This window comes from Corynebacterium sp. MSK047 (assembly GCF_030232285.1).
GTDB lineage: Bacteria > Actinomycetota > Actinomycetes > Mycobacteriales > Mycobacteriaceae > Corynebacterium > Corynebacterium jeikeium_D.
Map to the genome: position 1 here is coordinate 1 of NZ_JASPJI010000004.1, position 17,989 is coordinate 17,989.

General features: G+C 60.2%; 15 protein-coding genes and 1 rRNA gene. 7 read left to right on the plus strand and 9 right to left on the minus strand.

Annotated features, from left to right (window positions below; genetic code table 11):
* Positions 1-181: 181 nt before the first annotated feature.
* A 5S ribosomal RNA gene (gene rrf / locus QP981_RS02045) occupies positions 182-298 on the plus strand.
* A 168-nt stretch (positions 299-466) separates the two neighbouring features.
* Complete coding sequence (locus QP981_RS02050) at positions 467-1,609, plus strand: alpha/beta hydrolase (RefSeq protein ID WP_069359667.1); 1,143 nt, start codon at positions 467-469, stop codon at positions 1,607-1,609.
* 132 nt (positions 1,610-1,741) lie between these two features.
* Here QP981_RS02050 and QP981_RS02055 read toward each other — a convergent pair whose 3' ends face one another.
* The 3 genes from QP981_RS02055 to QP981_RS02065 all read right to left on the minus strand — a co-directional run bounded on the left by QP981_RS02055 (position 1,742) and on the right by QP981_RS02065 (position 6,777).
* Complete coding sequence (locus tag QP981_RS02055) at positions 1,742-2,383, minus strand: DUF3239 domain-containing protein (RefSeq protein WP_284857831.1); 642 nt, start codon at positions 2,381-2,383, stop codon at positions 1,742-1,744.
* A gap of 25 nt (positions 2,384-2,408) precedes the next feature.
* Positions 2,409-4,112 carry a DNA repair helicase XPB gene (locus QP981_RS02060; RefSeq protein ID WP_016423319.1) on the minus strand — a complete coding sequence of 568 codons (1,704 nt, stop codon included), beginning with the start codon at positions 4,110-4,112 and terminating at the stop codon, positions 2,409-2,411.
* Between the two features lie 148 nt (positions 4,113-4,260).
* Complete coding sequence (locus QP981_RS02065; protein ID WP_284857832.1) at positions 4,261-6,777, minus strand: helicase-associated domain-containing protein; 2,517 nt, start codon at positions 6,775-6,777, stop codon at positions 4,261-4,263.
* Between the two features lie 74 nt (positions 6,778-6,851).
* On the opposite strand from QP981_RS02065, the gene QP981_RS02070 reads away from it, so the two are divergent.
* A complete protein-coding gene (locus QP981_RS02070; RefSeq protein WP_016423317.1) occupies positions 6,852-7,040 on the plus strand; it encodes a hypothetical protein in 189 nt (62 codons plus the stop codon).
* A 439-nt stretch (positions 7,041-7,479) separates the two neighbouring features.
* On the opposite strand, the gene QP981_RS02075 is transcribed toward QP981_RS02070, so the two are convergent.
* Complete coding sequence (locus QP981_RS02075) at positions 7,480-8,100, minus strand: transglycosylase family protein (protein ID WP_016423316.1); 621 nt, start codon at positions 8,098-8,100, stop codon at positions 7,480-7,482.
* Positions 8,101-8,970: 870 nt separating this feature from the next.
* On the opposite strand from QP981_RS02075, the gene QP981_RS02080 reads away from it, so the two are divergent.
* The gene (locus QP981_RS02080; RefSeq protein ID WP_070545904.1) at positions 8,971-9,402 is read left to right on the plus strand and encodes a cold-shock protein; all 432 of its coding nucleotides are present in this window, start codon (positions 8,971-8,973) and stop codon (positions 9,400-9,402) included.
* Positions 9,403-9,473: 71 nt separating this feature from the next.
* Here QP981_RS02080 and QP981_RS02085 read toward each other — a convergent pair whose 3' ends face one another.
* Positions 9,474-10,013, minus strand: a complete 540-nt coding sequence (locus QP981_RS02085; RefSeq protein WP_222866997.1) for a DUF2771 family protein — start codon at positions 10,011-10,013, stop codon at positions 9,474-9,476.
* A gap of 77 nt (positions 10,014-10,090) precedes the next feature.
* Complete coding sequence (locus QP981_RS02090; protein ID WP_284857833.1) at positions 10,091-11,251, minus strand: glutaminyl-peptide cyclotransferase; 1,161 nt, start codon at positions 11,249-11,251, stop codon at positions 10,091-10,093.
* A 23-nt stretch (positions 11,252-11,274) separates the two neighbouring features.
* Between QP981_RS02090 and QP981_RS02095 the strand changes: the two genes are divergently transcribed.
* The 3 genes from QP981_RS02095 to QP981_RS02105 all read left to right on the plus strand — a co-directional run bounded on the left by QP981_RS02095 (position 11,275) and on the right by QP981_RS02105 (position 14,522).
* On the plus strand, positions 11,275-11,967 hold the full coding sequence (locus QP981_RS02095; RefSeq protein ID WP_224433761.1) for a DUF3027 domain-containing protein: 693 nt from the start codon (positions 11,275-11,277) through the stop codon (positions 11,965-11,967).
* 158 nt (positions 11,968-12,125) lie between these two features.
* Positions 12,126-13,640: an NCS2 family permease gene (locus tag QP981_RS02100; protein WP_284857834.1), complete on the plus strand. Its 1,515-nt coding sequence runs from the start codon at positions 12,126-12,128 to the stop codon at positions 13,638-13,640.
* Between the two features lie 9 nt (positions 13,641-13,649).
* On the plus strand, positions 13,650-14,522 hold the full coding sequence (locus QP981_RS02105; RefSeq protein WP_284857835.1) for a TrmH family RNA methyltransferase: 873 nt from the start codon (positions 13,650-13,652) through the stop codon (positions 14,520-14,522).
* Positions 14,523-14,525: 3 nt separating this feature from the next.
* Here QP981_RS02105 and QP981_RS02110 read toward each other — a convergent pair whose 3' ends face one another.
* From QP981_RS02110 to serC, 3 genes are all read right to left on the minus strand, one after another.
* On the minus strand, positions 14,526-15,431 hold the full coding sequence (locus QP981_RS02110; protein ID WP_070601701.1) for a DUF6928 family protein: 906 nt from the start codon (positions 15,429-15,431) through the stop codon (positions 14,526-14,528).
* A gap of 15 nt (positions 15,432-15,446) precedes the next feature.
* Positions 15,447-16,574 (minus strand): septation protein SepH, encoded by a 1,128-nt coding sequence (sepH, locus tag QP981_RS02115; RefSeq protein ID WP_284857836.1) that lies wholly within the window; start codon positions 16,572-16,574, stop codon positions 15,447-15,449.
* Between the two features lie 141 nt (positions 16,575-16,715).
* The gene (gene serC, locus QP981_RS02120; RefSeq protein ID WP_016423308.1) at positions 16,716-17,852 is read right to left on the minus strand and encodes a phosphoserine transaminase; all 1,137 of its coding nucleotides are present in this window, start codon (positions 17,850-17,852) and stop codon (positions 16,716-16,718) included.
* Positions 17,853-17,989 lie beyond the last annotated feature (137 nt).

The following is a 17,989-nucleotide window of genomic DNA, read 5'->3' on the forward strand; positions in this document are numbered from 1 at the left end:
GGTTGATAGGCCGGATCTGGAAGCATCGTAAGGTGTGGAGGTGACCGGTACTAATAGACCAAACATTCAACACACAAAAACAGTGGTTGAACAAGAGTTTTTGCTCGCGTCCGTTATTCAGTGTCTGGCATGACACCACCCACCCAAAGTTGTGGTGGGGATGGGTTGTTGCCTGGTTTTTGTCGGTGGTGTTAGCGGTGGGGTCACGCCCGGTCCCATTCCGAACCCGGAAGCTAAGTCCACCAGCGCCGATGGTACTGCACTCGGGAGGGTGTGGGAGAGTAGGTCGCCGCCGGCATAAAAAGTTTATTGTGTGGGTCGTGGTAGCCAGTTCCCGTGTGGGGCGGGGGTGCTGCGGCCCACTTTTGTTTTACCCACAGGTAAACAGAATTAACTAAGCGTCGATCGGATCCTCGGTTTCCTCTTTTGGTGAATCCTCGTTGGCTCTCTGTGGCAGACTGTCTCTATGACTAATCAGACACCTAACTCCGATGTGGTTAACCTCGCTTCTTCTGAGGACGAGGCTCAAGACAACTTCACTCCCGTAACGACCGAAGAAGGTAAGCTACAACAGCTTATTGAATGGCTCGAAGAACACGTCTCGGCCTATTCCTACTTGAGCGAGGTTGTCCCCTTGGGTGCCTCTGAGGAAGACATTAAGAAGGCTCGTGCTTCAGTCAATGACCGCGGCGCTCGTATGCCAGACGCCATCATTCACGGTTCAATGATGGTCCTGGGGGCGGCCGTCAACCATTCCTCGCCATACCTTGCGTATGCCGACGGCAAAGTAGAGGTGACGGATACGACGGTGGGGGATAGTCCTAGCGTTCCGGTGCGGGTTTTTGTCCCACAGGATCCAACCGGGTCTGTGGTAGTTGCCGCACACGGCGGCGCTTTCTGGATGGGCGACGGCAGTCTGCGTGAGAATTCCTTCGGCCCAAATATGGCTGCCCTGGCAGCCCGATCGGGCGCAATTGTTGTGGACGTGGATTACCGGCTCGCACCAGAGAATAAGGTATCTGAGGCCGTCTATGACATTGCGCGGGTAGTCGCATCTGTCGCAGATGATTCGTTGCAGCTTCAAAAATTGGGTGCAATGCCCATCAGTGATCAGAACCCGTTAGTTCTTTATGGTGTCTCTTCAGGCGGCCACAACGTTGTTTCCGCGGTAGACCAGATTAGTCAAGACACTCCGGTTGCTCTGTTGCTCGTTGCCCCGGCTCTAGACCTGCGTGGTGCTCCTGCGGTGTGGTTGCAGGCATTCTTCGGCACCTCTGATGATTCGGCAAAGGAAGTGTCACCGGGATTGCATGAGCCGTCGCGAAGCATGCGTGTCCACGTTCAGGCGGCCTCCCGCGATACTGTCGTTCGGCCAGCTACCGAGTACCTGAAGAAGGTCGAGGAGGCAGGTGGAGACGCCACTCAGGCGGTATTCTTGGCGACTCACCAGATTGCGGTTCCAAAGGTTCAGCGTGAACAGATTACGGACGCGGCGCGGTTCATTCTAGAGGCCACTCACACGGAACGTGAGCTGCCAGAGGACCCGGCAGGTGAATACGATAAGGAAGCGATTGACCGGCAGAACGAAGAGTCCTGGGGCAAGAGCTAGTCAACCCGTTTCAGTTCCTAATGGCGCTCTCGCTGTGCATGTGAGCACCACAGAGGGGAGCGCTGCTAAGGGAAATCGGGGGGCGGGGCGGCAACAGCTCAGTGCCAAAAGGTCGGGGCTAACAGCCCCCGACTAGTTCAGCGGCAGGAGATTGCGCTTCGTTGCGTGTACCTCTTCCACCCGGTCGATGTTGCGTTCGAGCACATTCCAATCGTTGACAGGAATATTGCGCTGGGCTTGGGCAATGATTGACTTGTCTGGAGTGGACCACGCGAGCGGCACTGGGGTGATTTCGTCGTAGAACTCGGTGCGGCTCTTGTGTGTACCGGCCACAGCAACAGCTGGCACCTTCGCGCCCACGCGGCGGGGAACACCGGAAATCGTGGTGACCGTACGTGTAGCCAGGGCCGGGACGGGCTCGCCATCGGAGGGGGTTTTACGCATGTCCACCAGGGTCATCAGCACCATGGTCCGCTCATCCACACGCGCAATCATGGCCGGAACCAGCGGGGATTCGTCGTAAAGCTCTTGCGGATCCTTAATTGCGCGTCGCACCTGGAAGGTAACGCCGACGTAGAGAGCTGCGAGGGCGAAAAGCACAACCGCGCTGCCGATAACAAACGGCGTGCGGTCGAAAACTATTAGAACCAGCACAGCGCCGACGAGCAGCAGAGCAGAGAAAATGCCGGAGGAGATGAGCAGTCGGCGGGCATCGCGGTAGTACTCGTTGTTGGCGTTGGTGTGCTCGCGGTTGACGGGGAAGTGAAAGTTCATGGCAGTCCTTTAGTTATCCAGTTTTCTAGGATTCCGAGCTAGCGGTGGAATCACCGGGCAGGGAGGGCCCGAGGTACTCGTCTGCGTCGACGATTCGGTAGGCGTAGCCCTGTTCCGCCAGGAAACGCTGGCGGTGAGCTGCGTATTCGGTATCGAGCGTATCGCGAGTCACCACCGAGTAAAAGACGGCGCCACCGCCATCGGACTTCGGGCGCAGGAGACGCCCCAGGCGCTGTGCCTCCTCCTGTCGGGAACCGAAGGTGCCGGAGATTTGCACGGCGACGGAGGCTTCGGGAAGGTCGATGGAGAAGTTCGCAACCTTGGAGACCACCAGCGTGTTGATCTCGCCGCGCCGGAACTTCCCAAAGAGCTCCTCGCGTTTGGCGTTGGATGTCTTCCCTTCGATGACGTCGACGCCGAGCTCTTCGCCGATCTCTTCGAGCTGATCCAGGTAGGCACCAATCACCAGAGCGGGTTCGCCCTCGTGTCGGGCAAGGATTTGCTTGACGACGGGAATCTTCGTCGGCGTCGTTGCGGCCAGACGATACCTGTCGGAGGCCTCAGCCGTGGCGTAGAGCATGCGCTCGGACTCGGTCGGGGTCACGCGGACCTCAACGCAGTCTGCCGGTGCGATCCAGCCCTGGGCTTCAATGTCCTTCCATGGGGCGTCGTAGCGCTTCGGGCCAATCAGGCTGAAGACATCGCCCTCGCGGCCATCTTCGCGCACCAGGGTAGCGGTGAGCCCCAGTCGACGGCGCGACTGCAGATCCGCACTCATTCGGAACACGGGAGCGGGCAGGAGGTGGACCTCGTCGTAGATGATGAGGCCCCAGTCGCGGGAATCGAATAGCTCGAGTGCGCGGTATTCTCCCTTAGTCTTGCGCGTGACCACTTGGTAGGTCGCAATGGTGACGGGGCGAATTTCCTTCTTTTCGCCGGAGTACTCGCCGATTTCGTCCTCGGTCAGCGAGGTGCGTCGCAGCAGCTCGTCGCGCCACTGCCTGCCGGCGACGGTGTTGGTGACCAGAATCAAAGTGGTGCGCTGCGCGTCTACCATGGCCGCCGCACCGACGATTGTCTTGCCTGCGCCACAGGGCAGCACCACGACGCCGGAGCCACCTTCGCGGAAGGAATCAGCCGCCATGCGCTGGTAGTCGCGCAGTTCCCAGGTGTCGTGGCCTCCGGTGCCCTGATCCTGCCAAGCGATGGCGTGTGCCTCACCGTCGATGTATCCGGCGGTGTCATTGGCAGGCCAGCCGACTTTCAGCAGCTCCTGTTTGATTCGGCCTCGCTCGGAGGGGTGCACGGTCCAGGTGTCGGCATCGATTTGCTCGCCAAGCATCGGACGAATCTTTTTGTGCTTGGTCACCTCGGCCAGTACCGCAGGGTCGTGTGAAACCAGAATAAGGCCGTGAGCTGGATGCTTTGTCAGGCTCAGGCGACCATAGCGGTCCATGGTCTCCGCGACGTCGATAAGCAGCGGCTGTGGGACGGGGAACTTGGAGAAGCGCTCGAGGACATCGACCACCTGCTCCGCGTCGTGACCGGCGGCGCGGGCATTCCACAGCGCCAGCGGGGTGATGCGGTAGGTGTGCACATGTTCAGGAGCGCGTTCGAGCTCCGCGAACGGTGCCAGCGCCGCGCGTGCCGCATCCGCCTCCGGATTATCGACCTCCAGCAGCACCGTCTTATCCGATTGGACGATCAGCGGCCCCGTACCGAAACCCATTATTTCCTCGCCTCGCAGACATTCGACCAAAAATAAGCTAAAGGTCAATTCTGCCACGATTACGCAGAAGATGCGTCACGGGCTCGAATCATCCCGAACCGCCACATTCGCTTCTGCATCGCTTTACGACGGTCCGCGCGCCCGCCGCCTAGTCGACAGGACGTACTTCGGTAATGCGATGCAGCAGGAAGCGCAGCACTTGACTGGTGGCCGGGTCGATAGCATCGACCTGCCCACCGGAGACGGTGACTGGGCGCACGCGCTTGCGGCCGGGTTTGCCGTTGCGGTCAACGTAGCTCAAATACAGGTCGTCGCCATGGCGAGCCGCGCGCTGCAGAAGCTTGAACGCTTCGGTGCCGGAGGCGTAGTCGCTCGTGCCATTGGCGCTAGTGCTGGCACCGGCAGCTGTCCCCGTACCTGTCGCCGAATCTGCAGCCGAGCCAGAGACCCCAGCAGTGCTGCCACTGGCCGTAGCGCCACTGGAACTACCGGCGTGCTCAGCAGCACGGTTGCCATCGGCAATAGCCGTCAACGCCTGGCTGATGCGTTCCGGTTCGGGCATCGTTGTACGCGCAGTAGGCACCGGAGCCGGCGCCTCAATGCGGCAGGGAGCGCGACCGAGATCCAGCACCAAACCCTCTGCATCTTCGGCGATGATGGAAAAGCCCGCATTTCTAGCGGTCTCAATCACCTGGGCAAGCGGGGCCTGGCTAATTAGCACCGTTTCGGCAATCTTCCGCAACGCCAGGCTTTGTCCAGCCTGGTGACTCTGGAATGAGGCCAGCAGGGCCGGATCGTCACAGCGGATAAACGAAGCTGCGGGGCCACCGCGGAGACGACCGTGGCGGCGGGCGACGTCGTCAAGCAAATAGGTAATGGACTGCGGCACCTCGCCGACGGCGTAGCGCGAAAGAAACTCCGAGATATCGGCGGCATTGATGCCGGCGTCGAGGGCATCGCGAAGGCTGTCTTCGGTCACGCGGTAGACGCTGGCGAGGCCGGGAGATTCCAGCTGCGCAATCGAACTGAGCATGCGTTCCATCTCCGGGGATGCGGGGCCCGGTACGACGATGGTGTTGTCCGCCTGGACCATCAGGTACGAGGCGTTCGGCGGCAAGAGGTTGTTGCAGGCTGCACGTAGATCGTCGAAGGCCTCGGCGGTGCCGGATTCGATGAGCGCGACCGTGGCTTTGCCGACCTCGCTAAGTCCGACGGAAATTGTTTCCACGCCCGGGTCCCGCACGACGATGCCGAGGGCGACCAGCTCGTCGACCACGCCACTGAGCGTCTCGTCTGTGCACCTCGCGTTGGTGATTGGGTAGTAGTAGGCGGCGGATTCACGCAGGTCAGTCAGAGCAATGACGTCGTTGTCGCTTGCCGACGACGCCACCTGCGCACAGCAGGCCAGCACCATTTCCCGGATTGACGGTACCCCGGAGAGCCGAGCTTGTGGGGAGAGCAGAGCAATGCGCTTGCCTTCCTCATTGAGCTGGTCGACCCGCCAGGGAGCTGCGTCGCTAGTGCGAGTGCCGACCGTCAAACTCACCCACCGGTCAACCAGATCGGCGTCGAGAAAGCCGTCGGCTGCCAGCGTGGGGGCGAAATAGTCACCACCGGTGTCATGCAGTGGCACCGGATGCGGAGTGCCGACATGAACCAGGCCCGCTGCACTGAGATTAGCCACGCCGCGAGCCAGCTCCGAGATGTCGACGCCGAGCTCCTCGATGAGATTGCGGGTTTCCCGCACTCCGATGACACCGTTTTTCAAGGTCGGCGCGGGGTCGGTTCCCAGCAAGTCCAGCAGGTCAGTCGCCTGTCGCAAAGTTTCCCAGGCAGTGGCGGCAGCACGGTCGTTACCGCTGGCGATCGCGTGGGTAGCGGGGGTTTCGGGGCGCAGGGGGACGTCGTCGTCGGCAAGCCCGACTCCACGCATAAGCGCGCGAACGGTGGCGGGCAGGCGGACGGTGCCCTCGTCGATGCGTTCGAGCAGGCCGGCGTTGATGAGCGCTGGGACCGGCAGTGAAGGGTCGGCATCCGGATGAGCGTCCTTTGTGACGCCGAGCCCTCCGGAGTTGGCGAGGGTATCCAGGAGACGCTGCTGCCTGTCTGTGACCTCGGTGAGTGCCGTGCGTAGCTGGCTGCGGCTGGGGCCATCGGGATTGGGCAGAAGATACCAGCCAGGTGGCAACGAGGTGGCGACCTCATCGCTGAGGCAGAAGTAGTCCTGCCAGGGCAGAGGCTTCTTGCGGGTGGACTTGCCGGTGAAGGTGCCGCGGGGGCCGGGACCGTTGCCCCAGATGAGTCCGTATTCGCGCAGGGTATCGAGGCTTGTCCGAATATGCGTGGCCGTGGGCCGTTGATTGGCGGGAACCTCTGCTCGAGAGAGTAAGTCGAGAATGTAGTCGATGAGGGCGTCCGCAGTGACGGGTTCGGCGTCAGCACCGAGGTCGGCGGCGGCCTCAATGCAGGCGAGCTCCAGTGCGGGCAGTTTGGTTAGCGCGCGGGAGACAGAAGCGCGGAGCTGGAGCCTTGCCGCTAGCACCTGGGAAGACTTCGGCGGTGGCGACAGCGCATCGGGGCGATTGCTGAGGATAGTGCCCACAAATTGGTCTGGTTGACCTGCCAGCCAGTCGGAAAAGAGTGCAAAGGGGGTGGTGCTAGTCATGACAATCCCCACTTTAGTGAGATTTAAGGAGGGGAGAAGGTGACTGGGGAGAAAATTTTTGGGATAATCTCAGCATGGCTAACGTTGCAAAGAAATCCTATGTCGATCCCGGCTGGCCGAAGGACCTCGAGCCTGGTCAGCACGCTGTTACTGAACTGATTGCTCACCACGCTGGTGCAGATTCGCCTTTCGGCGACATTGAGTTCCCGGTTGATCCGGAGACTCTGGGTTACGTGCACCCGACCACGGTGATTAACAAGTAATCTTTTAGGTTCTTAGCAGAGCTACATCTGCTGGAGGCCCGCAGCCGTGACTGCTAGTTCAGTCATGGCTGCGGGTTTTCACATCTGTGGCCTCGGGGCGGGGGCTTGAGTAGGGGCGCTTGAAGTGGGGGCTTGAAGTGGGCGGGGGCTTATTCAAGCCCGTTTCCGGTTAATCCACCGGAATGGCCCCATGGATGCGGGCTGCAAATGTGAAACTGTGTAAGTTTATGACACTTTCAAGCCATTTTTCGGGCCATTTTTGTCATAAACGCAGTCACTAACTCGCGTTGGCACGCCGTTGCCAGCCATAAACGCAGACAGTAATTCACGCAGTCACTAACTCGCATTGGGTCGGCACCGCCAATCTGCGGAAGGCAAAAAGTAGCCCCGAGGGGATTACCCTCGGGGCTACTGTGATGAGCTGGCTAGCTCGAAAGTCTTAAATCAGACCCTGCAGCTTCGACAGGTCGAACGGAATGGCTGCGACCAGTTCCTGCGGGAGCTCAACCTCGCCGGTCAGTGCACGGAACTCAGCGATGAGTGCCTGAGCGTCGGACAGGCTGTCGACGTTGGACAGGCGGTCAGCGAACTGCTGAACCAGGTCGGTCTTGGAGTCGGAAGCAGCAGCTGCCGGAGCGGCCTGTGCGCGAACAGGAGCGGAGCCCTGGCTCGGGTGCGGACGATCGGTCGGGCCGGAGGAGAGACCCAGGCTTGCGGAGCAAGCCGGCCATGCGCCCCAACCCTGCTGAGCCAGGACCTTCTCAGCAACGTAGATCTGCTGCTCGCGGGAAGCCTGATCAGCGGTCGAAGCGAACTCGTTACCACCGAAAGCGTTCCAGGTGCTTGCGGAGAACTGCAGACCGCCGTAGTAGCCGTTTCCGGTGTTGATGTGCCAGTTGCCACCGGACTCACACTGTGCCAGGCGGTCCCAGTCGGAGTCCGGAGCTGCAGAAGCGGTCGGTGCGAAGATAGCGGCACCGGCACCGAGGATTGCGCCGGTCAGTGCAACCTTTGCCGAAGTGGAAGCGAAGGTGTTGGTCTTAGCTGCGTGGCGAGCCATATGAAAATTTCCTTTTCGTCGATTTTCTTTGTGGCGCCAGTGGGGCTAATGCAACCCCATCTCACTCTTATGGAAAGTTCTTCACGTTATTGATAACGGGCCGATGTCATCGCACTGGAGTGAGATGAAGGCGATCTATGCGACTTCGTCCGTTAAACGCGTCGATTGCACACCGTAGCGGTTGATAACGAAATAGTCACGCGAATCGCCGGATTCTTAATTTTGAGCGCAGGTGGGAAATATACATAAAAGTAGGTGAAACTGCAGGTAAAAGACGTGACTGTTATTGGTGTTGTGTAAGTTAAAACTTCAAAATGTGATAAAGCTCACGTTATCGTCTTGTTATTTTTCCGGTTTTGGCGCGCCGCATGCACTGAGAAGGATGGCCATAAGAGATAGCCATAAAGAACCAACGCTGGCAGTTAGTTGCCGTCTCGGTGCGTCAATCCGCGAGAGTGCTCGCTTCACACAGATCCGTCTTCCCTTTATGTCCCCATCTATGGGTATAATTGAGTTCTTTAGGTAATCGGAGGTGACGTGCACATGCACGCCGCTACCGCTGCCGCCACTTCGCACTAGTAAGCAGTAATAAATAATGTGTTCCCGGTTGGAGTGCGTCCTGTTTTGGTCGCACCTTAATTAAAGGAACACCATTAAGACAGCACCCGGCCTGGCATATCCTCGCGGTCCTGTCTGGCCAAGCTCGCCCCGAGCGAGCCTCTAACTCTGGCCATTTGTGCGTGCGAGGACGGTGGCAAATGCGGAAGAATTGCATCTCCGATCCGAAGACCCCGAAGGGCAGTCACCGCTGCACAAGGGGAACGAGGTTGAGTGCCCCCAGTCACAGGGCACGGGAAGGTTAGGTGGAAAGTGCCCATCGGTAAGGTCAGGTGGTACGACAAGGATCGCGGTTTTGGCTTCGTTTCGAATCCGGACGGTGAAGATGTCTACATCGGCAGGAACGTGCTGCCGAAAGGCGTGGAAGAACTCGTAACTGGTCAGCGCCTGGAGTACGACTACGCTGACGGCCGCCCAGGCCCGCAGGCTCTCCGGATCAAGGTGCTCGACGAGGGACCGCGCGGTGCCCGTCACCGCCGTGGCGGGGCAGGTGGGGGCGCAGGAGCCCGTCGTCAAGCAAAGAAGCACAGCCCCAGCGATCTCAACGGCATGATTTCGGACATGATTTCCATGCTGGAGTCGACGGTGCAGCGTGACCTGCGCGCCGGGCGTTACCCGGAGCGTAAGGACGGCCACCAGATGGCTGAAGTCCTGCGTGCGGTCGCGCGCGAGCTGGACTCGTAAGTCGTTAGAAGACGTGAAAACGCCCGCTCATGAAAGTGGAAAACCTCAGTGAGCGGGCGTTTTGCTGTGCTTTACGACGGTTCGTTGACAATCGACCAAGTAATACCGTAGGTGGTCTCTTCGCCCTCGGAGTTCTTTCCGATGAGCGCGGTGGAAACCTCCACGACCCCGAGTGGGGTGCGTTTGCCGGCAACAGCTGCGGAGCCAGCGATGGTCTCGGTAGTGGCTTCGCCCGGATCCTTGCGAGAGGTGGAGTTGACCGCATCGTCGGAGAAGAAGCGCTGCAGAGTCCAGGAGTTAGAGCCAACAGTAGAGCCGACGTTAACCTCAGCCGTCTCCTGCTCGCCCAGGGAGATCTTGGCGGCGTTGGCCTCAGTCGTGGTGCAGGCATTCTTCTCAAAGAGGTCGCAGACGCGGTAGGGAAGAACTTCTGTGGTTTCGCCGTCCTGAATGACCTCGATGGACAGCGCGTGTGGGTCGTCGATTGCCTGGTTGGTCCACTTATTGACAGCAAGGACGATGCCGGTGACGACAAGACCCACCACGACAATAGCGCCGACAACCACGAACGCCTTACTATTCTGTTGCCAGCGGCGCCTACTCGATCCCATCAACTCTCACTTCCCGACATTCGTAACGGAATTGAAGCTACGTTCAGTCACACTAGCCGTTCTCGGGCCAGATACTGCTATTCACTCACGGTAACACGGTAGGCTGTGGGCCATTTCTTTCCTGTAAGCAGGAACTGACGGGTTCCATTGGGGGAGGTGGAGGAAGAATCCGGCATTAGTGCAATGCCGTTGAGCACATCAATACTGTTTTGCTCTGCCGGGGCGAGCTGCGCGTACAAGTCGCGGAAGAGTTCGGTGGCATCGACGATGCCTGTGACCTTTCCGTCTTCCGGGTTGATGCGGTAGATGAATGGACTCTGCCACACGTTGGCCCAAATCTCGCGGTGCGATTGCGGGGAGTTTGGTCCGTCCGCGTTGCTCTGGTTGTTTGAATCGCTCGTGTCCGCTGGTGCTTCGTCCGGCACTTCGTCCGGAGCTGCGTCGCCGTCGACAGTGACGCACTCGAGTTCGTTGAGCCACGTTGTCTCCGTGCCTGCTGCAGTGACGGGCAGCTGACGCAGGGGTGAGAGGTCATCGGGGGCGCGGAAAGTGAGGGTGCCACTGCCATCGGAGGTCACGATGGTGTCATCGAAGGAGCACGCGCCCCAGCCCTCGGTGTCGAAGGGAACCTCGCGACGCTGCTTGAGAGTAGCCGCGTCACGTTCTATGGCGCGTCCTTCCTTCCACGTCAGCTGCCACACAGTATCTCCATGGCGGGTGATGCCCTCGCCGAAGAGGTCAGGCTGCAAATCTTCCACGTTGGTCGGCTCGGCCGCAGAGTTGTCGAGCCACTGCGGCAATCGGTAAATCTGGGACTCACCGTAGAGGCCGGTGCCCATCAACAAAGAACCATCGGGTTCGAACTCAAGTCCCTGGACAAAAGGCGCAGCGACATTCTTCTCCGTGGGAAGTGGCGGAGCCAAGACAGGATAGGACTGCTCGATGGTCAGTTTCAGTGTTGGAACGTCACCGAGCCCCGGCGCCTTATCGGCACCGACCAGCTCGGAGGGATTAACCGATGTCGAAGTCGATCTCGGGGCGGTGCCGGAGTTCGAGTCCGCACTAGCTCCACTAGAAGGGGCCTCGCCTGAGGGATTGCCACCTGAACCAGTTTCAGCCGCACAACCGGCCAACAGGGCGGCGGTTGCCACTGAGAGGATGGCAGCTCGGGGCGTCGTAAAGCGTGATGAGTGGAAAGAGCGGGCGGGTTTTGCGTCGCCCGACGGGAATCTGTCCATAGCTTCACTCTAGGATAGGAAACGTGACTGAAAATCGACGACGTTCCCGAAACAGCCGCCGACGGGGGAAGGTGATGAATCACCAGGCGGTCGACACCGCCCGTACCGCGATTGAAGAGCTCGGGGAGGGGCCTGCCGGCGCGCACACCGGTGTAAGTGTCGTGGGCGAGGGCGTTGCGGTGCATCGTTTTGCGGCTGACCTGCCCGGATATAGGGGCTGGGAGTGGCATGTGGTGGTCGCGTGCGCGCCGGGCACTCAACAGGCGACGGTCAGTGAAGTGGCTCTTGTCCCTGGCGAAACCGCGCTGCAGGCGCCCGAATGGGTTCCCTACGAGGAGCGGTTGCGCCCCGGCGACCTTGGCCCGCGCGATCTGTTGCCGGCTGCAGTGGGAGATGAGCGACTCGACGGCGATGACTTGCAGACCCGCACGCTGTCGGCGCGTGGTGTGGAAGATACCGAGCAGCGCTGGGAAGAGGGCGATACCGGCCCCGAGAGTGACTTTGCTCGGGAAGCATTGCACCGTTGCCGAACCTGCGCCTTTATGGTCCCGCTCACCGGGCCGCTCGGTAAGAACTGGGGAGTGTGTGTCAACGAATGGACATTCGATGCCACGGCCGTAAGCTTTGACCACGGCTGCGGTGCTCACTCAGCTATCCCGGAAGTAACGGGGCAGGGCGCACCGGTAGCGGAACCCTACCAGGATTCGCACCTGTAGCTTTCCACCTAGGCAAACGCGATGACGAAGACGGTGCAGCTTCGACGCCACCGTGGCCCCAGAGACTGCACCGTTACGGCTTTCGGCACAAAAATTCCGCTTTGACACGGATAAACACGTGACACGGATAGTAAAGAGACTCTAGAGAGGCATAAAAAATGGACAAAGGTACGTCCACCTCTGCAACATCCTCAGATGAGGCGAAGGACTCCAAGCCTGCACGGAAGGGGAGCCATCTTTCGGCAGTGGACCGCTATTTTCACATCACGGAGCGCGGTTCGACAACCGTAACCGAGATTCGCGGTGGCGTAGTGACCTTCTTTGCGATGGCTTACATCATTCTGCTCAACCCGCTGATCCTCGGCAATATCGAGGATGTCAATGGCAATAGCCTGGGGATACCACAGGTCGCCGCTGTCACCGCGCTCGCCGCGGGTGTCATGACCATTACTTTTGGTCTCTTTGCCAAGTACCCCTTCGGCATTGCGACGGGCCTGGGCATCAACACCCTGGTTGCCGTGACATTCGTTGCTAACGAGGGGTTGGCCTGGGAAGAAGCGATGGGCCTAGTCGTGCTGGACGGCGTGATTATCGTGCTGCTGGCGCTGACCGGATTCCGCACAGCTGTCTTCCACGCGATTCCGTCCGATATGAAGGCCGCGATGAGTGTGGGCATCGGTCTATTCATTGCCATGATTGGTCTGGTCGACGGTGGCCTGGTTCGCCGTATTCCGGATGCTGCTGACACGACTGTTCCGGTGCAGCTCGGCATCAATGGTCAGATTGCCTCGTGGCCGACCGCCGTGTTCGTCCTCGGGCTGATTATCTGCGGCATCATGGTTGTCCGCAATATTCCAGGCGGCCTGTTTATCGGCATCGTGCTGAATACCGTCATTGCGCTCGCAGTCGAGGCCTTGACGGATGCGGGTCCCTCCTTCGCTGATGGCAAGCCAGTGCCGACCGGTTGGAATCTCGCGGTGCCGACTCTGCCGGACCGTGTAGGTGGCATGCCGGACTTGTCCCTCGTTGGAGCTGTGGATCTTTTCGGATCCTTTGCCCGCGTCGGTGCCCTCAGTGCCACCATGCTGCTGTTTACCTTGGTGCTGGCTAACTTCTTCGATGCCATGGGCACGATGACTGGTCTGGGCAAGCAGGCCGCACTTGTCGATGAAGACGGTGTGCTGCCGGACATGAAGCGCGCACTGGTTGTCGAAGGCACCGGTGCCATTGTCGGTGGTGCAGTCAGCTCCTCGTCGAACACCGTCTTTGTCGACTCCGCAGCGGGCATCGCCGATGGTGCACGCACTGGCCTTGCCAACATTGTCACCGGCATCCTCTTTCTGGCAGCGATGTTTTTCACCCCGCTCTATGAAATCGTGCCCATCGAGGCCGCCGCGCCTGTGCTGGTCATCGTCGGTGCCATGATGATCGGGCAGATCACCGAGATTGATTTCACCCGCTTCGACATCGCACTGCCGGCATTTTTGACTATGGTCACCATGCCCTTTACCTACTCGATTGCAAATGGTATCGGCATCGGTTTCATCACCTTTGCTGCGATGGCTATCTTCTCGGGTCGCGCCAAGTCGGTGCACCCGCTGATGTGGATTGTCTCCGGCCTGTTCGTCATCTACTTCGCCGCCGATCCGTTCACCGCTCTGCTGGGCGGCTAAAGAGTTTCCATGAGTACCACCACATCCCTCGAACGCTTTGCGCCCATCGTCATAGACGATCCCGCCGACAGCCGTCTCGATGACATCCGCAACCTCAACAAGTCCGATTCCCGCCCCGATCTGCCCGGTGGGAAGGGGTTGGTCATCGCCGAAGGCACGCTCATTGTGCCGCGGTTAGTGCGCTCACGCTTTCCGCTCCGCGCAGTCTTTGGTACCCGCCAGAAGCTCGCATCGCTTGCCGACGGACTGACCGCGAGCGAGGCCGCTATTGCGGAAACGGTGCCCTGGTTTGAACTCGACCGCGAGGTTCTGGCCGCAGCGGCCGGATTTGATCTTCACCGCGGCCTTCTGGCCACCGCTGACCGCGCGCCGGAGCTATCGGTGGACCAAGTTCTGAGCGGAGCCACCACCTTGGCCGTGATGGAGGGCGTCGGCGACCACGAGAACATCGGAGCCCTGTTCCGTAACGCGGCGGGCATGGGCGTGGATGGGGTCGTCTTCGGCGCGGCCTGCGCCGATCCGCTGTATCGCCGCAGCGTGCGCGTTTCCATGGGGCATGTGCTGACAGTCCCATTTGCGACTCTGCCCGGTACTACGACCACCTGGCAGCGAAGCTTGGACCAGCTCAAAGAGCAGGGCTTCCGCGTGGTGTCGATGACCCCTGCGGGCACGGTGGACCTGTGGGATGCCATGGACACGGACAAGGTCGCGATTCTCGTTGGCGCTGAGGGGCAGGGGCTTACCGAGCACGCGATGGCAGCCACCGATGTGCGTGCCCGCATTCCCATGTCACCGGGAACTGACAGCCTGAATGTGGCTACCTCCGCGGCGATCGCGTTCTACGAGCGACTGCGCGTTCAGTCACAGCGCGCAGGGCGGTAGAAACTATTTCCCGAACTTGCCTCGCGCCCGCCGCCAGGTGCGGCCAGCGAAGTTCTTGGCCTTAGCCCCAAAGCGACTGAGCTCCTCCAGAAAGTCTCGGTTCGGCTCTGCGTTGTGAACTTCGTAGTCGTCGTAGGCGCGGTCAAGCTCTGCGCCAGACTCGGACGAACCCGGCTCACCCATTAGCCCGCGTGGACTACGAGACGTCGAATACGAAGCTCCGGGAGCCGCACGACGGCCATCCACCGCAAAACCACTAACAGGGATATCTGTAGCGGGCGAATGCGGGTCGAATCCGAGCCAGTCGGTGATGACGGCGTCGGCAAGCTCTGCCGGGACGAACGGCAAACCGACCCCCTCGCGTGGACGTGAACCCGTATCTTCGAAAGCGTCGGGCAGCGGGCGGTGCTTGCCCGCCCAGAAACTGCCCTCTGCGGGGCAGGGAAGACCGATGTCTTCCAGTGTGCGGTAGCGAGTAGCGGAGAAAGCGCGCTTGAGCTCGCCATCGTGCCAATGCGCAAAGGCACCGAAGCCCGTGGATTTATTCGACACACTCGCGTAGACGTCCGTGGCGGCAATCTCCTGCCGCAGACGAGGCGACAGCTTGGACAGCTGCGAGACATCATCGAGAACCGTCTGCAGTACGGCAACGCCCTCAAAGCCACCGATGTAGTATTCACCGTCACCGGTTTCCGCCGAGCGGTTGAGCGGGAAATCACCAATCGGTGTTACCGGCAGCGTCGAGTCATAGAGAGCTAGGAAACGACGCCCGAAACCGCGGTCGTGCTGAACACCTGTCTCCAGGGTCGCAGCAGGGTCATTGGTGCTGATAAACCAAATCGTGACTACACCGCGGCGAATCGCGGAGAATTCGAAATCAGAAGCGTTGCCACTGGTCATGGAGCTCATTGTCGAGGGAAACTCCTACTTCTTCGGGCCGTTCGGACGTACGCCGAGAAGCACATCCTCCCAAGACGGCATGACAGTCTTTTTCTTGCGCTTCGGCTGCTCCGCGTCCGGGTGCTGCAAGAACTCCGCCTCGTCAACATCGTCGTCGGCGGCATCGCTTTGCGACGGAACATCCTGCTCCCCGTGGCCTCGCTGCGGCTCCGCCGAAGACTGCCATGCGGCTGGCATCTCAGAGGTATCCGCGGTATCAGCAGCTCGATTGGCCTGCGGAGCCAAGTCTCGGTTGCGGCGGGCAAAGTCGGGGTCAATCAGCTCTGCTGCCAGCTCATTGCGAGCAATGGTGAGCGCGGAAAGTCCCTCCGCCTGGTAACTCCACTCGGCCACGTTGGTGGTGTGGCCGACATTCCAAGTAACCGTCACAATCCACTGTCCACTCGGGTCGCGGTAGGCATCCCACGAGGCATCGGCGAGTTCCTGGCCACGAGCGGCAAAAGCGGTGGCGAGAATCTCCCACAGGGACAACTTGGCCGGTCCATCAATGCGACGTGGCTTCGACTGCTTGCCAAGCTCCGCAATACGTGCGCGCTCCGCAAGCACCGGGTAGGCGAAGGACTCAATCTTGCGCGGCTGCATGCCGCTGTACTCAATGAGCTCCTCCACCGTCTGGCCGCTGCGAATGCGATCCTGGATTTCGCGCGGCGACAAAACTACTCGAGGCTCTTCCAGAACAGGCTTCGGCGCCGTTGGAGTCTTCTTCGGTGCCCCGCCTGCCGTAGCGGAGTTGCCGATCGTCTCGCTGCCTTCCGCCGTGTCACCGCTTGCGGTGGTGGCTTCCGCTGTGCTGCCACTAGTGGAACTTCCGTCGGTGGAGCCCCTCTCTGCGGTAGCACTCTCCCCAGAGCTACCGCTGGCAGTGGCGGTGGCGGCGCTGGATCCGTCGGCAAGCGATGCGGAATCAGCTGCAGCAGGGGAACCGGCGGCATCGGCGAGCTCGAAGTGCTCGACCAGGAAAGTGCGCAGGTTCTCGTCGAGAGGCAGCGTGAAGCGAAGTCCCTCCTGCCGTTCCTGCTCGGTGATATCGGCGGGAACGAGAATCAGTGAATCGGTCACATCGCCGTCCAGAACGGGCTTCAGCTCCCTCATGCGAGAACCTCCTTGTTGGTCGACGTTATAAGTAATGCTCACTAATCATGGTAAACGACAAAACTCCCGCGTCACGGACAAATGGGGCAATGCCCTTGCGCGTGGCGCGGGAGTTAAGCGGCTGAGGCCGGTATTTGACTGTTACTTTGCAGCGTAGCCGTTGTCCAGAACCCAGTCGATAGCGCCAGTCAGACGACGGATGTCCTCCGGGTCGATGGCCGGGAACATACCGATGCGCAGCTGGTTGCGGCCCAGCTTGCGGTACGGCTCGATGTCGAGGATGCCGTTGGCGCGCAGAACCTTGGCAATCTGTGCGGCGTCGATGTTGTCCTCGAAGTCGATGGTGCCGACGACCAGCGAGCGCTTTGCAGCATCGGTGACGAACGGAGTTGCCTCCGCGCGGTTCTCAGCCCAGTTGTAGAGGTGGGAGGAGGACTCGGTGGTGCGGGCAACCATGCCGTCGAGGCCGCCGTTGGCGTTCATCCACTTGACCTGATCAGCCAGCATCAGCAAAGTGCCGACGGCCGGGGTGTTGTAGGTCTGGTTCTTGCGGGAGTTATCAACGGCAGTCTGCAGGTTCAGGAAAGCCGGGATGAAGCGGTCGGAAGAATTGATCTTCTCAATACGCTCGATGGCAGCCGGGGACATTGCAGCCAACCAGATGCCGCCGTCAGAAGCGAAGCACTTCTGCGGGGAGAAGTAGTAGACGTCAGCCTGGGACATGTCGACCGGGAGGCCGCCGGCACCGGAGGTGGCATCGATAGCCACGAGCTGGCCCTCGGAGCCTGCCGGGCGGGTGACCGGAACCATGGTGCCGGTGGAGGTCTCGTTGTGAGCCCAACCAATAAGGTCAACGCCCTCTTCGCCAGCGACAACCTCAGGTGCGGAACCCGGCTCTGCTTCGATGATCTGCGGAGCGTCGAGCCACGGAGCCATCTTGGAGGCCTTGGCAAACTTGGAGGAGAACTCACCGTAAGTCAGGTGAGCGGACTTCTTCTCGATGAGCCCAAAGGTGGCAGCATCCCAGAAAGCGGTTGCGCCGCCGAGGGACAGGACAATCTCGTAGCCGTCCGGAAGCTGGAAGAGCTCAGCCAGACCCTCGCGAACCTCACCAACAACGTTCTTCACTGCCGGCTGACGGTGGGAGGTACCCATGATAGAGGTACCGCCGTCAACGATTGCCTGAATCTGTGCCGGGCGAACCTTCGACGGACCGCAACCAAAGCGGCCGTCGCCGGGCTGGAACTCTTCAGGGAGGACTGGGAATTGATCGCTCATATGAGGCGCAACCTTTCAAAGTGCATTCAAAGTGAAGCTTGATATACAGCCGTTGTCTTCAAACTCTAGCGGTAATCGGGGGTACTTATAGCAAAAGGGTGGGGTTCAATTGCCCCCGCTTCCGTACTTTGCATAAC

Bases quoted from the DNA above. Each gene is read 5' to 3' on its own strand.
- serC (WP_016423308.1), bottom strand. From the start codon at position 17,852: ATGAGCGATCAATTCCCAGTCCTCCCTGAAGAGTTCCAGCCCGGCGAC.
- QP981_RS02060 (WP_016423319.1), bottom strand. From the start codon at position 4,112: ATGGGTTTCGGTACGGGGCCGCTGATCGTCCAATCGGATAAGACGGTG.
- QP981_RS02050 (WP_069359667.1), top strand. From the start codon at position 467: ATGACTAATCAGACACCTAACTCCGATGTGGTTAACCTCGCTTCTTCT.
- QP981_RS02110 (WP_070601701.1), bottom strand. From the start codon at position 15,431: ATGAGCTCCATGACCAGTGGCAACGCTTCTGATTTCGAATTCTCCGCG.
- QP981_RS02100 (WP_284857834.1), top strand. From the start codon at position 12,126: ATGGACAAAGGTACGTCCACCTCTGCAACATCCTCAGATGAGGCGAAG.
- QP981_RS02070 (WP_016423317.1), top strand. From the start codon at position 6,852: ATGGCTAACGTTGCAAAGAAATCCTATGTCGATCCCGGCTGGCCGAAG.
- QP981_RS02065 (WP_284857832.1), bottom strand. From the start codon at position 6,777: ATGACTAGCACCACCCCCTTTGCACTCTTTTCCGACTGGCTGGCAGGT.
- QP981_RS02105 (WP_284857835.1), top strand. From the start codon at position 13,650: ATGAGTACCACCACATCCCTCGAACGCTTTGCGCCCATCGTCATAGAC.
- QP981_RS02075 (WP_016423316.1), bottom strand. From the start codon at position 8,100: ATGGCTCGCCACGCAGCTAAGACCAACACCTTCGCTTCCACTTCGGCA.
- QP981_RS02055 (WP_284857831.1), bottom strand. From the start codon at position 2,383: ATGAACTTTCACTTCCCCGTCAACCGCGAGCACACCAACGCCAACAAC.
- QP981_RS02085 (WP_222866997.1), bottom strand. From the start codon at position 10,013: ATGGGATCGAGTAGGCGCCGCTGGCAACAGAATAGTAAGGCGTTCGTG.
- sepH (WP_284857836.1), bottom strand. From the start codon at position 16,574: ATGAGGGAGCTGAAGCCCGTTCTGGACGGCGATGTGACCGATTCACTG.
- QP981_RS02090 (WP_284857833.1), bottom strand. From the start codon at position 11,251: ATGGACAGATTCCCGTCGGGCGACGCAAAACCCGCCCGCTCTTTCCAC.